Annotated in this window: 11 protein-coding genes; 2 read left to right on the top strand and 9 right to left on the bottom strand. The window is 63.1% G+C overall.

Going from position 1 to position 13,947, the window contains the following annotated elements:
* Positions 1 to 152 precede the first annotated feature (152 nt).
* From ABID19_RS28645 to ABID19_RS28625, 5 genes are all read right to left on the bottom strand, one after another.
* Positions 153 to 338: a transposase gene (locus ABID19_RS28645; protein WP_412177246.1), complete on the bottom strand. Its 186-nt coding sequence runs from the start codon at positions 336 to 338 to the stop codon at positions 153 to 155.
* Entirely contained in the window at positions 335 to 1,588 is a 1,254-nt protein-coding gene (locus ABID19_RS28640) for a tyrosine-type recombinase/integrase (protein ID WP_263804998.1), read from the bottom strand. Before ABID19_RS28640 ends, ABID19_RS28645 begins: the two co-directional genes overlap by 4 nt.
* Before the next feature lie 82 nt (positions 1,589 to 1,670).
* Entirely contained in the window at positions 1,671 to 2,702 is a 1,032-nt protein-coding gene (locus tag ABID19_RS28635) for a DUF7146 domain-containing protein (protein WP_263804999.1), read from the bottom strand.
* Positions 2,702 to 2,998: a hypothetical protein gene (locus ABID19_RS28630; protein WP_263805113.1), complete on the bottom strand. Its 297-nt coding sequence runs from the start codon at positions 2,996 to 2,998 to the stop codon at positions 2,702 to 2,704. Before ABID19_RS28630 ends, ABID19_RS28635 begins: the two co-directional genes overlap by 1 nt.
* A 12-nt stretch (positions 2,999 to 3,010) precedes the next feature.
* A complete protein-coding gene (locus ABID19_RS28625) occupies positions 3,011 to 7,558 on the bottom strand; it encodes a strawberry notch-like NTP hydrolase domain-containing protein (protein WP_263805000.1) in 4,548 nt (1,515 codons plus the stop codon).
* Positions 7,559 to 7,745: 187 nt separating this feature from the next.
* On the opposite strand from ABID19_RS28625, the gene ABID19_RS28620 reads away from it, so the two are divergent.
* A complete protein-coding gene (locus ABID19_RS28620; RefSeq protein ID WP_263805001.1) occupies positions 7,746 to 8,939 on the top strand; it encodes a DUF1173 domain-containing protein in 1,194 nt (397 codons plus the stop codon).
* A gap of 35 nt (positions 8,940 to 8,974) precedes the next feature.
* Here the strand turns inward: ABID19_RS28620 and ABID19_RS28615 are convergent, their stop codons facing one another.
* Positions 8,975 to 9,730, bottom strand: coding sequence for a transposase (locus ABID19_RS28615; RefSeq protein ID WP_263805002.1), 756 nt, complete (start codon positions 9,728 to 9,730; stop codon positions 8,975 to 8,977).
* 337 nt (positions 9,731 to 10,067) lie between these two features.
* On the opposite strand from ABID19_RS28615, the gene ABID19_RS28610 reads away from it, so the two are divergent.
* Positions 10,068 to 10,346 carry a hypothetical protein gene (locus ABID19_RS28610; RefSeq protein ID WP_354494170.1) on the top strand — a complete coding sequence of 93 codons (279 nt, stop codon included), beginning with the start codon at positions 10,068 to 10,070 and terminating at the stop codon, positions 10,344 to 10,346.
* 188 nt (positions 10,347 to 10,534) lie between these two features.
* Here the strand turns inward: ABID19_RS28610 and ABID19_RS28605 are convergent, their stop codons facing one another.
* From ABID19_RS28605 to ABID19_RS28595, 3 genes are all read right to left on the bottom strand, one after another.
* Complete coding sequence (locus ABID19_RS28605; protein WP_006199589.1) at positions 10,535 to 11,134, bottom strand: DUF1419 domain-containing protein; 600 nt, start codon at positions 11,132 to 11,134, stop codon at positions 10,535 to 10,537.
* 132 nt (positions 11,135 to 11,266) lie between these two features.
* Complete coding sequence (locus ABID19_RS28600) at positions 11,267 to 11,659, bottom strand: hypothetical protein (protein ID WP_050900681.1); 393 nt, start codon at positions 11,657 to 11,659, stop codon at positions 11,267 to 11,269.
* A gap of 117 nt (positions 11,660 to 11,776) precedes the next feature.
* The gene (locus ABID19_RS28595; RefSeq protein WP_263805005.1) at positions 11,777 to 13,927 is read right to left on the bottom strand and encodes a ParB/RepB/Spo0J family partition protein; all 2,151 of its coding nucleotides are present in this window, start codon (positions 13,925 to 13,927) and stop codon (positions 11,777 to 11,779) included.
* Positions 13,928 to 13,947: the final 20 nt, after the last annotated feature.

Here is a 13,947-nt window from a genome sequence, read left to right as displayed (position 1 = left end):
CTGCTGAGACAGTGGCAACGATCCACTGGATGACGAGCCTAGCAGTTTACTGAAAAATCCAAAGAATTGGGCGTTTGTTCTGTCGCGGGTGCCATTGTTGGATGACTTGTTTGAGAGTTTGAAGCGCTTTGGCGGTCTGGACGCCAAGTTGGCTACGCTGCAACCAGTTTGGGGATGCGGATCAGGTTGTAGGCGATCAGATTGAGCATGAAGTGGGCAGCGACCCGAGCGATGCCGCGATGTTTGGTCTTGCGCATGGTGCCGTGCTGCTTGCCCCAGCCGAAGATGCACTCGATCATCGCCCGGCGCGATTGCTCGATAGCCTCGCGCAACGTCATGCCAGGCCCTCCAGATCGAGGGCCGCCACCTCGCGAAGTGCCGCGAGATTGACCTTTGCGTAAATCGCGGTGGAGGATGGGTCGCGGTGCCCGAGAAAGTCCCCGATCACCTTCATCGACATGCCCTGATCCAGAAGATGCTGGGCTGCGGCATGCCGCAAGACATGCGTACCTCTTCGGCCGGAGACGATGCCAATGCCGGCCAGCCGATCACGGACCATCTTGCCCAAAGCTGCTCTGCCAAGCGGTCGGATCGGCGCGTGAACTGTGAAGAAGAGGCCGCGCCCGAAGCCAGATGGCCGTGCCTCCCGTATGTAGCGCAGGATGGCATGTCCGACCTCATGCGACAGCGGCCAGAGATGGGTCCGACCGGGCTTCGGGCAGCGGACACGGAGCATCCCGTTCTCCCAGTCCAGATCGTCCAATTGCAGGCCGCGGACTTCTCCAGCCCGCAGTCCATTGGCGATGAGAAGCGTCAGGATCGCCCTGTCGCGCTTGTCGACCGCTCGATCCCCCACGACAGAAGCCAGCAGGCGCAGGACATCCTCGCGCCCGAGTCCTTTCGGTACGGTCTCATCGGCCATAAAGCGGGGCGCGATGATCCCCGCAGCCAGCCCGGCGCGGCACCAGCCGCGCGCTTCGGCAAACAGGAAGAACGCCCTCAGACGCTGAGCGTCGTCGTGTATTGATCGGCGCTTCCAGACCCCTCGCTTATGTTCTGCCGCAATGACATCGTCGATGTCGGTCATCTGGATGGCGTTCAAGGCAACACCCTTTCCAGCCGACCAGAAGAAGAAGAAGAAGTGGTCGGCGGCGGCGCAGTAGGCTTGTACGGTCGCGTTCGAGAGGCCGCGCTCCTGATGCAGCCATCTCTCAAAGATTACGATCTCTGCATGATGTGGGTGATGCTTACGCTCAGGCTCGTCGAGCCACCCCAAGAATCGCAGCCATTGGATTCCGCGACTGGCAAAGCGAGTTCTCGCCTTGGGCGAAGCTGCCCGAGCATATCTGTGGCCTTTTGGCAGCGCCCAGATTGCTGCTGCGGCTTCTATTTGGGGAATGCTGACCCGGACGCCTTCTCGCAAATCCAGTAATCGGACGAGACTGAGTTGATCGTTCGCATTTTTGCGTAAGGTTGTTCGGCAAGCGCCCAGTTCATTCAGGTGTCGAAGGTACTGCGCGCGCGGTTCAGACAGCGGTGCTGCTCGATATTTCTCTGCAGTTCGAGGGAAGAAGATTGCTTCAAACATACTTGTGCCTCCATGTTGATGGAGGCTCAAGCTTTCGCACCGAGCACCGTGATGAAAGCCCTGCTACGTAGAGGGTGCTCAATCATCTGTAAGTAAAGCAGCAATCCTGCGGCATGAGTTGGATGCGCAATGTCCGCCGGAGCGCGCGGAGGCCGAATGCACGCAGGTCCTCGTTGAAGTCGCCCATCCGCGGAGATAGAGCAAGCGCCTCAATGCCGGCAGTTTCGGCACGTTCGGTCAATGTCGCGAGGGCCGTGTCGCCCGCGGCGTCGGCGTCGCGGACGATGTAAAGCCGACGCAGCTTCGGCGGAAGCAGAAGGGCGGCAAGGTGGTTGGCCGAGAGCGCGGCAACCATCGGCATGGCCGGCAGCGCACAGCGCAGCGACAGCATCGTCTCGATGCCTTCGCCCGCAGCGAGGACATCATCGGCCGCGCCAAAGCGGACGGCATGGCCGAGGAGACCGCCCATGGCGCGGCGCGGCGTGTCGACCGGCGCCTTGCCGGAACCGTCCCGGGCAAGCCAGGTACGATGCGCGCCGGTGATCCTCCCTTCGAGATCGGTGACGGCAGCGACCATCGCCGGCCAGGTCTCGGTAGGGCCGTCGCCCTCAGGTCGATAGTAGCAGCGCGGATGGAATCGCAGGCTGCCTGCGTCGCGCAAGTTCATGATGCTGCGATTGCGCAAATAGGTCTCGACGAGCGTCCGGCGGATCGGCTGCGACATGGCGAACAGCCGCTGCGCCGCTTCCGGCGATCCGGCGGGAACGGGTGTGCGAACGAGCTTTGGGGCGCCGTACGGTTCGACGCGCGGCAGGCTCAGAAAGCGCCGCGCCTCATCGGCGACATCGTGGAAATCGACGAGACCGCAGCTCTCGCGGATGACGTCGAGGAGATCGCCATATTCGGCTGAGGCGGCATCAGTCCAATGCCCGGCGGCGCCGGGACCGGATTCCGGCCCGCTGAGCCGGACAAACATCGATCGGCCGGGCGTGTTGCGCACATCGCCCACCGTCCAGTAGCGGCCTCGGCGTCGACCATTGGACAGGTAGTGCCGGCAGACCGCCTCTGCGTGGCGTGCCAGGCGGCGAGACAGTTCGGAAGCGTCGCGGGGCATCACGACACCTCCCGCGCGCTGACGTTATGTTGCGTAGAAGCCGTCGACCGTCTGTAGGAAGGCGCCCAATCGCGGCGGCGCAACATAACCCTCGCCGCAACATATTCGACCCACTTTCCGGCTGCCTTGCCGCCCACCGCTTTGAGCCGCACATGCATGGAGCGGCCGCGCCTGTTGCGGACATCGCCGACCATCCAGTAGTTGCCGGAGCGATGGCCGTTGGAGAGATATTCGCGGCACACCGCCTCGGCATGTTCGCCAAGGCGTTGTGCAAGCTCGGAGGCCGAGACGGTCATGATCGTCTCCCCTCACGCCACTGACGCGCGGTCGGTGACGCCGACCAGTGTGTGGCGGTCGAGGAGCGCGGCGAGGATTGACGGCCCTTGCTCACTCGTCGGGATGAACAGCCGGAGTTTCCACGAGATGATCTCGGAGATCAGCCCCAGCGCCTTCAGCCGCGGAACAAAAGCGTCGGTGAAGCCGATCAATTCGATACGGTAGTCGTTCATGACGCGGCTGCGGCGCAGGATCAGGCCATCGGCGAGTTGCAGTCCGATCCTGCCTTCCACGAGCCGAGTCCAGGCATCTTGCGGCGCGAGGGTCGGCGGATGATCGAGCCCCAGATTGCGCAACATGGTCGCGACAAGCGTCGGCGCGATGTGACGGCCGATGATGCGTTCGCCGGCATCGGTCTGGATCCGGTAGACCTGGCAATCATGATCCGGCAAGCGCCGCCAGATTGGCAACAGCAGGCCCGTCACGATGTGAAAGGTGCTCGTGGTGAACTCCGGGAGGGCCGCGACTTCTGCCTGCCACGAGTCGCAGAACAGTTTTCGGTCGGCGGGCTGCCAGTGGGTCTCGGCAAGGGCATCGAGACCGAAGCGCAGTTCGTCCGTCGGCCGCAGCAGGCGCACGCGCTGCTCTATCGCGCCATCGTCGAGCATCAGACTTGCCGTCGGCAGCCGGATCGCCGCGCGGTTCGACCGCGTGTTCACCAACAGAACCGATTGCGGTTCCGCCCGGGCGATGGCCACCGCGTCGACCAGGCTGAGCGGCCGAATCCGGTCCTTGCGTGCGACGGTCAGCACATGCGACTGCGCGCCCGAGATCGGGTGCGCGTAGACGGTGCGGCGATCGGTGACGACGATGCTTTCCGCCGTGATCGTCTCCAGACCTTTGTCATAGGAGCCGGCAGCGATCGCGCTCTCGACCTTCGCCGTCATCAGTTGCTCGAACACCTCGAACAGCAGATTCTGGGTTTCGATGCGCAGCGCCAGCAGGCGGTTGAGCCAGGTCGTGATCGGCGGCAGTTCGTCGCGCAGCCCGCCCTCGTCAGTCGTCAGCGACAGTCCGGTCACAGTCTCAAAGGTCGTGAGCGAGCAACCCTCGATCTTGCCCTGATGCAGCAGCATGTAGAATTGGCGAAGTGCGGCCCGCGCATAGGGGCTTTCGAGATTGTCCTCGGCACGGAACAGCCCTGCCCCGCCGGTCTGGCGCTGGCCGCGCGTGATCGCACCCAGCGTGTCGAGCCGCCGTGCGATCGTCGACAGGAAGCGCTTGCCGGCTTTCACGTTCGCGGCCATGGGCCGGAACAGCGGCGGTTGCTTCTGATTTGTGCGGTGGGTGCGCCCGAGACCCTGGATGGCGTTGTCGGCGCGCCAGCCGGCCTCAAGCAGATAATGCTTGCGAAGCCTCTGGTTCCTGACCCCGAGATCGGCGTGGTAGGACCGGCCTGTGCCGCCGGCATCCGAAAAGATCAGTACGCGCTTGTCGTCATCCATGAAACTCTGGGTCTCGGCGAGATTGGCCGAGCCAGGGCGGTTTTCCACGGCCAGCCGGTCTATGCCGTCGCGGCCGGTCTTTTTCACAATACGCCGCGCGCGGCCGGTCACCTCGGCGACGATGTCGGTGCCGAAGTGATGGATGATCTGGTCAAGGGCACTGCCGACCGGCGGCAACGACCCAAGCCGCTCGACCATCTCGTCGCGCCGGCGAACCGCCTCGCGGCATTGAACCGGGTTGCCATCTTCATCGTGGGCAGGCCGCGAGCAGACGTTGCCCTCCGTGTCCGAATATTCCTCGAACAACTGGGTGGGGAAGGAGTGCATTAAGTACCCGCCGACATACTCGCGCGGCGTCACATCGACATGCAGATCCGACCATTCCTCGGTGGGGATTTCGGCAAGGCGTCGCTCCATCAGCGCCTCCCCGGTCGAGACGATCTGTACGACCGCCGAATGACCGTCGGCGAGGTCCTCTTCGATCGCGCCGATCAGCGTCGGCGTCATCATCGAGGTGATGAGATGGCTGAAGAAGCGTTGCTTGGTGCTCTCGAAGGCCGAGAGTGCCGCAGACTTGGCGTTGCGGTTCAGCGTGCCGGCCTCGCTTGTTATGTTGGTCGCCTCGAGTGCGGCGGTGAGGTTGTTGTGAATGACCTGGAACGCATCGGCATAGGCGTTGTAGATGCGGATCTGTTCGTCGCTCAGCGCATGCTCGAGCAGGTCGTATTCGACACCGTCATAGGAGAGCGAGCGCGCCGCATAGAGGCCGAGCGATTTGAGATCGCGGGCGAGAACTTCCATCGCCGCGACACCGCCGTCCTCGATCGCGGAGACGAATTCGGCGCGGTTGGCGAAGGGAAAATCCTCGCTGCCCCAGATGCCGAGACGCTGCGCATAGGCGAGGTTCTCGACCGCGGTCGCGCCAGTGGCCGAGACATAGACGACGCGCGCGTCGGGAAGGGCGTGCTGCAGCCGCAGCCCCGCCCTTCCTTGCTGCGACGGGGCGACGTCGCCACGCTCGCTTTTGCCGCCAGCAGCGTTGGCCATGGCGTGGGCCTCGTCAAAGACGATGACGCCATCGAAAGATTTTTTCGCCCCGGACGGGCTTTCTCCAATCCCTGTCTGGCTCCCCGCCGACTTCTCTGAACTCCCTGTCGGGCCTTCGTCTCTCCTCGCCTCTTGGCCCACCCAGTCGAGAATCTGGGCAATCCGGGATTTCTTGCCCTCCCGTTCCTGCGAGCGCAGCGTCGCGTAGGTCGTGAACAGGATGCCCTCGGCAAGGCGGATCGGCGTGCCCTGCCGGTAGCGCGACAGTGGCTGCACGAGAAGTTTTTCCTGGCCGAGGGCCGCCCAATCGCGCTGGGCGTCTTCAAGCAATTTGTCCGACTTGGAAATCCAGACCGCACGGCGGCGGCCCTGCAGCCAGTTGTCAAGGATGATGCCCGCGACTTGCCGTCCCTTGCCGCAGCCGGTTCCATCGCCCAAAAACCAACCACGGCGGAAGCGGACAGCATTCGAAGCACCTTCCGGCGCGGCCGAGACGACATCGCAGGTCTCGCCAACCGTCCAGGTGCCGGCGAGATGGCCGCAATGCGCCTCCCCGGCATAAATCACGCTTTCGAGCTGGGCGTCCGACAGCAGGCCCTCGTCGATGATCGCATCAGGAAGAAGCGGCCGATAGGAAGGCTTTGGCGGGGCGACGGCGGCCATTGCTGCCGACTGCACGAGGGGTGTCGGATGCGGCTTTGCGCGGGGAATGTCGATCGACTGAAGCGCGTAGGGTTCGTAGATCGTGTCGGTGAGGCGGCCGCCCTCTTCCGGCATCCAGTCGCGTAGCTCATAGGCCAGGGGGACCGCCGGCGTGCTGCTTGCCTTGACCTGACGGGCATTCGCCCGCGCAATCGGACGGACCGGTTGGATGGCCTTCGGCGCAGAAGTTGAGACAGTGAGGGGTGCGGCTCTCGCCCCTGATCGGCCGCCCATGTGCATGGCGGCATTTGCCAGGATGCCGCTGGACAACGCGCCGATCGAATCCGGAAAGCCGCCCGGTGTCCGGGGCGGCAGATCCGTAATCCAGGCGAGCAGCGTTTCGACATCAGTTGCCTTGCCGGGCGAGCGGACGAAATTTTTCGGGTCGGCGGCCCGTACCTTGTCGATAATTGTCAGGCGCGTTTCAGTGGTGGTGCCATGGCGGGCGTAGACACGGCCGTCGATCGCCGCGGTGAAGACGACGGTGCCCTGCTGCTGCAGGCGTTCGAAGGCCGGCCGCCATTTTGGGTTTTCGGGAGACAGCCCGGTGCCGGTGATGGCGACCAGGCGCCCGCCGGCGCGCAGGCGTGCGAATGCGGAAGAGAGGTGCCGCCATGCCGCGTCAGTGACGTGGCCGTCGACATAGGCGCCGACGCTGAAGGGTGGATTCATCAACACGACGGACGGCTCGATGGCCGCACCGAGATGATCGTCGATATGGGCGGCGTCGTGCCGCGAGACGGAAAACCGGGGAAACAGCAGGCCGAGGAGATCCGCCCGCGTCGCGGCAAGCTCATTGAGGGCGATCGAGGCGCGCGCCATCTCGGCATGGACGGCGAGCAGACCGGTGCCAGCTGAGGGTTCGAGAACGAGGTCGCAAGAGGCGATCGCCGCGGCGTGCGCCGCGATGAAGGCCAGCGGCAAGGGCGTGGAGAGCTGCTGCATGGCCTGGCTCTCGTCGGACCGTCGCGTATGGGTGGGAAGAAGGTCGGCGATGCGCTTGATCATCGCCAGCGTTGCCTGGGGCGTGGTCGACCGGGACAGGATCGCAGGGCCGAACCGGCGCAGAAACAGCACCTGGGCGACTTCGAGCGCCTCGTAGCCGTCCTTCCAGACCCAGAACCCCTGAGCATCGCTGCCGCCAAAACTTGTCGTCATGGTGGTGCGCAGTGCAGCGGTGCTGACAGGCTTGCCCTGTTCCAGGAAAGGCAAAAGCTGCGTTGCCGCTCGATAGATCGCCTGGTCGGTGTCGATGGAGGCCGGCGTCAGCGCGGCGAGGGAATCAGCCGTACGAGCGACGGCCGGTGCGGTCGAAACGATGTTCATGGAAATGTCCTTCGCAAGAGGGGAGAGTGGCGCCCGCGCCGGCACTCTCTGCGCGCCAGCCGGGCCACACTCCTCCCGGCTCCCCTCTGCCTCTGGCGCCGATGCACCAAAGGGGTTGCGCTCTGTGCAAACCCATGACTTGAATGCGCGCACAGGGATGCGGCGGCGACCTGGAGCTGTGGAGGTGATGCGACGGTTCAGAATTGGCAGTGCGGTCTACGAGGAGGCAGCGCCTGACCTGCAGGCGGCGCTGGCGAGTGCCTATGCCCGCACCGAGCGTCCGCTATGCCTGTGCCGCGAGCCGGGCTGCCCGATGTACATCGCCCGCATCGGCGACCTTCACCTGATCAAGCGCATGCCGATGAGCGGCGGCGGGCATGATCCATCCTGCGATTCCTATGAATCGCCTTACGAACTGTCCGGCCTGGGCGCCTTGATGGGCAGTGCGATACAGCTCGATCCGCAAAACGGCTTGGCCGCCCTCAAATTGGACTTCAGCCTGTCGAAGACAGGGAGCCGGGCGGCATCGGTGCCTGCGGGGCAAAGTTCCGCCAGCGTTACCGCCGATCCGAGGCGGATGTCGCTGCGTGGCCTGCTTCATTATCTCTGGCACGAGGCCGAACTGACGGTCTGGACATCGAGGTGGGCCGGCAAACGGCATTGGTGGAATGTCCGTTGGCATCTGCTCGAGGCTGCCGGGCAAATGACAGTGAGGGGCGGACCACTCGCCGACATCCTGTTCGTGCCCGAGCCGTTTCGGGCCGAGAACAGGCAAGCCATCGAGCAGCGTCGCAACGCGGTTCTCGGCACGGCGCTCCCGCCGAAATCCGGCCCCCGAAAGTTGCTTGTCCTGGTCGGCGAGGTGAAGGAGATCGTGCCCGCCCGATCCGGTCAGAAACTCGTCATCAGGCATTTGCCCGGTTTTCCCTTCATCATCGACGATGCATTGCATCGCCGCTTGCAGGCGCGTTTTGAGAAAGAATTGTCGCTGTGGGCAGCGGATTCCAGCTCGCATCTGATGACGATCGCGACGTTCGGACTGAACCCCGCCGGCCTCGCCATTGTAGAGGAGGTCGCCTTGATGGTGGTGTCCGAGAACTGGATTCCCTACGAGACGGTCCCGGAGAAAAGGCTCGTCGATGGGCTCGCCCGCCTTCGCGAGAAGAGCGTCAAGGGATTGCGCTTTGACCTGCAACCCGACCAGCCGATCGCCAATGCGTTGCTTCAGAACAGGGATGAGCCGATCGCGCTGTTTGTCGTTCCGGCCGGAGCGGACGAGAACTACGAAGCGTCGCTCGACGAAATGATCGCCGCGCGACCGGAGATTGGCTCCTGGGTGTGGCGGGTCGGCGAAGGCGATATGCCGCCGCTACCGCCTTGAGTGTCGGCGGAATTTCCAGCGATGCTCACTATGCCTTACGCCAGGCCCAGCTTCTTCTTGAGCTCAGCATTTTCCTTGCGCAGACGGTCGGCAAGCAGGTTCTTCAGGCGCTTGTTTTCTTCTTCGAGCGCGACAAGATCACGGAGATCGCCGCTGTCTGAAGAAGGTGCGACAGCTCTCTTCCAATAATGGTAGGTCTGCTCGGATATGCCGGCCTGGCCGACCGCAATCTTGCTGGTCGCGCCGGCAGCGATCGATTTTTCGATCTGGGCAAGCTTCTGGGAGCGTTCCTTCTCGGAATATGTCTTGCGGACGGTCTTCGCTACCACGGGAGCTTCGGCGGCCTGGGGCGCAGGTTTCGCTCCCTTCTTGCGGACCGGCTTTACGAGCTCCGCCTTCGCTTTCTTTGCTCGCGGAACTTTCTTCTTGGATTCAGGCACTTCCACTTTGGCTGGGGCTACTGTCGTCTGAACAGTCTGAGCGTCCTGAAACTCGGCCATCATATACTCCGCTTGTGGTTTATCCCCTTCTTCAGCATCAAGGGGTCTTATACTGAAGTCAATGACCTGGGCATTTGGGAGCGGAGCAGCATAGCCTGGCTGCGTCATCTCCGTGGCAATCTTGGACAGGTCGAGATCGCCCCAGATCGAATGGCTTGGCTTCTGCTTACCGCGCCTCTGTTTCAGTTCACGATGAATGGCCGGATCTGGCGCTTCATAGTCCGTTCCTTGATGTGAGCATGACTTGCTAGCCAAGTCGCAGTTTGGGTTAGCGAGTGCCAGACGTATCATATCGCTTTCGCCGTGATTTACCGGAGAAGCCCCGCAACGAGCAAGCGGTGTGTCATGAGCCTAGGGCAATCGGCTCAATCAACGGGGGCAAACGTGCCTACCGAGAGAGAGCTGCCTCATACACGCGATGCTCAGGCGTCGAGCCGGCGGAGTGCGATGACTGTGCACAATCCGGCTGGAGCGATTGCAATCCTTATATTCTTGGGAACTAATCTTCTCATGGCGGCGGATGAGTTGGACGCAGCTTGTTTTCGGGATGGCGGTCGACAGCGTTTGTGCGCTTTCTATTCCTTTCGCGGAAAAAGTCGCGGAAATCGCCCACAGAAGCCAGGGCGTCGTGCTTTTCAATTTGCGCGTCGATGGCGACATGGAACTTCAGCGCGTCGCCGCCATTCGGTATCCAAGCAATCAGACAGGGGTTCTGGTGCTGGATAAGCAGGGCTTGGCGACCAGCAATTGCATGGTCAATGGCACTTTCTCCAGCTTTATCGCTCCGTTGGAGGACTGGAACACGCTGCCGCTCGCAACGCAGGCCAGGACGAGTATCGCCGGCCCGACCAGCCTGTTCATCGGCGCTTTACGCAATGCCGGATACCTCCCGCGTGGCAGGCACTGAACCCAAGTTTTGGTGAGGGCCGATGCTTGTATCCTCGGGGCAATTGGCCATACGGTCTCGCATGTCTCAACAGCTTGAGGATGGGCCGTACGCGGGTGCATCCATTGAGCGGAAGTCGGTCACCGTGATGGAGAGGTTTCGCCGTCGAGGCGCGGTTCTCATAGCTATCCATCGTCGCCTTCCTTTCGTCAGCTCCGACGCAATCGCACTTTGGACAGGAACTCGTCGATCTCGAGATCCGACAGGTCATCGAGCAGCTTGAAGGCAGCATCATGCCTTCCGGCGTTGACGAGAATCGTGCGTTTGCCGCGATGTTCGGCCCACCCGGTCTCGGGGTCTGCATTGCGGGGGGTCCCCTTGAGTTCGACAGGGGTTATGTTCCAGATCGCCTCGAGCTTTTCCGAGCGGGTCATGCTGTCGCTCGCGCCGGTCTCGTGGGCGATGATGGCGGCGCGCATCTTGTCTGGCGACTGCCGATCGGTGAGATCGCAGAAGCCATGAAACCAGCGCTCGCGGCGCCGGATCCGGATCGCGAAGAATACGCTGGTCACGTTGCCGGCTTTATACTCCGACATTCCGAACATGCCGGTGCGCATGAAGAGCGGCGGCAACAAACCGAGCATGAAGTGGTATTCGGACGCGGTGATCTCGAACCACTCGCCTGAATAGGGAGTGCCGGAATTGGGATCGATGCCGGGAGTGTCTTTGTGACGGCTAAACAGTTGGAACATCTGCTCGCGGGTGGCGACGCCGTCGAGCACCTTCCTGAAGGGTGGATGTGCGGTCATGAGGTTCTCCTGAAGTCAGGTCGGCCACGCGCGGCATCGCCGCGCCATGGCAACTCCTTGCCGTGTTGTGGCTGGCGACGGGCCGAGCCTGCGGCCGACACGTGCACTGGCGATGATGGGGTTTGCAGGACTTTAGGCGGCGCGTCGCTCGGAGGAACACGAAGCGTCTCGAGCAACCCCGGTGATGGCACGGACGGCGGCGGCTAGCGCCGGAATGTCGTCCAGCATGCCGAGTGCGACGAAGTGGTTGACCCCGCCGGTATAGTCCTTACGGCCCTTGCAGGTCCTGATCAGGATGCCGTGACCAGAGGACAGGCCGAACTGGCCGACCTGGATATAGGCACGATCATGATGCAGGGTAATTTCACCGCAAACGGCGATGCCCGCCCTGTTTGAGCGCAGGTCAAAGCTTCCCTGCGGCAGCGCAAGTTCGGCGGCGAGTTTCTTCAGCCGTGAACGGGCTGTGGTGTGGAAACGTCTCTTCTGCTGCTCGTCGTAGGAGCAGGATCTTTTCCAGTCGAACATGTCGATCTCCATGAAACAAAAACGCCCGGGCGCGCTATGGCGATCCCGGGCTTGAGAGTGAGTTGGAACTGAAAAGGGTCCGGCGAAGGTGCCGGACCGGTGGGACCGGGAGGCCGACTATTCGGCGGCCTGGAGGTGGTCCGTTTCGTCGCCGTCGATGGTCACCGGCGCATCGGAGGACGGATCCGCATCGTCGGCGAGGAAGGCCGGAAGCTCGGCGGCATCGCCGTCGAGAGCCGCTTCGTCCGACATCTCGCTGGCGGCCGCGTCGCCAGCATCGGCAGACACTTCATCGACCTCAGCGCGCAGCGGCTCTGGCAGCCAGTTCGAGCCTTCGAGAAGACGGGCGGCTTCACGGGCCATGATGTCCTTCTTCATGTGGTCGATCAGCTGCGCGGAGTCTGCGCCACGCGCTTCACGGACAGCCTGTAGAATCCGCGCCTTGGTGAGCCTCCCGAGGAACTCGACCGTGGGCGTCCAGCCGGCGTCGACCATGTCGAACTGGAGCGAGCGGCCAAGCACGTCTGCATGCTCGAGCGCCTTAGCTCGCCTGTTCCAGGGTTCGACCACCGCATTGAGGGTCAGCGAGACGCAGTGCGCGAACAGCGCCTTGCGGCTTGCTTCATCGAGGCCGAGAAGGAAGTCCCACAGGCCTTCCGCCTCATCGGGCAAATCGCGGTCCCAGGCTTCGTGCCGCTCGGCGATTTCCTTGGCCCAGCATGTCTCGGCAAGACCGTCGACCTGGCTGAAGCTGCCGCTCTTCAGGCTGATCTCCAGGCACGTGTTCGGCGCGAAGCGATAGAAGACCTGCAGGACGAAGGCATGGAGTGCGGCGATGATGGCGATATCGACGTCGCCGGCGAGCGCGTTGCGTAGCGCTAGCGTGCGCTGAGCGGTCAGGTCGAAGACGAGCCGATCAGGCAGTGGCTTGATGCCATCGTCCTCGCCGTCGTCGCCAGAGGCGTCGTTCATCGGCTGGCCGTTGACGACAACACCATCGCCACCGTCGTCGCCATTGGATTGGGTTCCGCCGTCGGCGCTCCCTTCCTCGCCCTCAGCGACGTCGCCGGTCTCGGTCCGCGGCTCGTCCTCGGACCGCACGAAACCGGCGTCGACCTGGAGTTTGCCGTTCGCCGCAAGCGTAACGAACGCACCGGCAATCGCCTTCTGGGCGGGATCGTAGCTTTGAGGACGATCATCGATCGCATCGAGCTCGGCACCCAGCTGGTCGAGCTTCGCCTCGATTGCTTCGTCGGCATCCTCGGCCTTGGCATAGTCCGCATCCAGCTTGTCGTAGTCGGCCTTCAGCGCGTCGTAGCGTTCGATCTCCTCGGCGCTGAGCTCCCGCGCCTCGGCGTAGATGCGCCTCATGCCGGAGGCGTGGCCATAGGGAAAGCTGATCGCCGCTTCCACCCATTTCCATCCTTCGGCGCGGATCGCCTCGGCATCCCCCTTCAGCCTGTCGAAGACAAGCTGCTCGAGGAGTGCCGCATCCTGGAACCAGCCGCCGGAATCCTGCTCGAACAGGTCGCGAAGGATGACGCCTCCAGCCGCTTCATAGGCATCGGCGCCGACATAGACGGCCCGACGATCGTCGGCTCGCACCGTCGTCTCCGTCAGCAGGCGCCTGATATAGTACGGTTCCTGCGTATGCGAGCTGGCAATCCGCTCCCAGACCTGTTCCTGGCGCGCGTGATCGTCCGAGATCGAAAACGCCATGATTTGCTCGAGACGGATTTCGTCCTTCTCGTAGAGCCCAAGCAGCTTTGGCGATACCGATGCGAGCCGCAGGCGCTGTCTCACGGTCGCCGGCGATACGAAGAAGCGGGCACCGATCTCGTCGGGATCGAGGCCCTGATCGCTGAGCGTCTTGAAGGCCCGAAACTGGTCGAGCGGGTGCAGGTCGGCGCGCCGCAGGTTTTCGGCAAGCGAATCCTCCTCGGCCGAGGTCTCCTGCCCGCGGTTGACAATGCAGGGGATCGGCTCATCCTTGGCCAGGCGCTTCTGCTTGATGAGGATGCCGAGCGCCAGGTAACGGCGGCCGCCGGCGGGCACTTCGAACGTGCCGGTCTCCTCTCCCTCGCCGTCGAGCACGGGACGGACGTTCAGGCTCTGGATCAGCTTTCGCCGTCCGATGTCTTCGGCCAGCTGCTCGATCGACACGCCGTCCTTGATGCGCCGGACATTTTTCTGAGACAGCTTCAGCTTGTCATAGGGAATGTTCTCCGCGGCGTTCATCGCGATCTTCTGAATGGCGTTCTTTGCCATGGTCAGGTTCTCCATGACGG

The organism is Mesorhizobium robiniae, from assembly GCF_040545535.1.
Taxonomy (GTDB): domain Bacteria; phylum Pseudomonadota; class Alphaproteobacteria; order Rhizobiales; family Rhizobiaceae; genus Mesorhizobium; species Mesorhizobium robiniae.
The sequence above is the reverse complement of the archived record's forward strand: the minus strand, read 5'-3'. Positions and strand labels throughout refer to the sequence as shown.

Coding starts and splice junctions, on each gene's coding strand:
- ABID19_RS28645 (WP_412177246.1), bottom strand. CDS start 338: ATGACGTTGCGCGAGGCTATCGAGCAATCGCGCCGGGCGATGATCGAG.
- ABID19_RS28640 (WP_263804998.1), bottom strand. CDS start 1,588: ATGTTTGAAGCAATCTTCTTCCCTCGAACTGCAGAGAAATATCGAGCA.
- ABID19_RS28635 (WP_263804999.1), bottom strand. CDS start 2,702: ATGCCCCGCGACGCTTCCGAACTGTCTCGCCGCCTGGCACGCCACGCA.
- ABID19_RS28630 (WP_263805113.1), bottom strand. CDS start 2,998: ATGACCGTCTCGGCCTCCGAGCTTGCACAACGCCTTGGCGAACATGCC.
- ABID19_RS28625 (WP_263805000.1), bottom strand. CDS start 7,558: ATGAACATCGTTTCGACCGCACCGGCCGTCGCTCGTACGGCTGATTCC.
- ABID19_RS28620 (WP_263805001.1), top strand. CDS start 7,746: ATGCGACGGTTCAGAATTGGCAGTGCGGTCTACGAGGAGGCAGCGCCT.
- ABID19_RS28615 (WP_263805002.1), bottom strand. CDS start 9,730: ATGATACGTCTGGCACTCGCTAACCCAAACTGCGACTTGGCTAGCAAG.
- ABID19_RS28605 (WP_006199589.1), bottom strand. CDS start 11,134: ATGACCGCACATCCACCCTTCAGGAAGGTGCTCGACGGCGTCGCCACC.
- ABID19_RS28600 (WP_050900681.1), bottom strand. CDS start 11,659: ATGTTCGACTGGAAAAGATCCTGCTCCTACGACGAGCAGCAGAAGAGA.
- ABID19_RS28595 (WP_263805005.1), bottom strand. CDS start 13,927: ATGGCAAAGAACGCCATTCAGAAGATCGCGATGAACGCCGCGGAGAAC.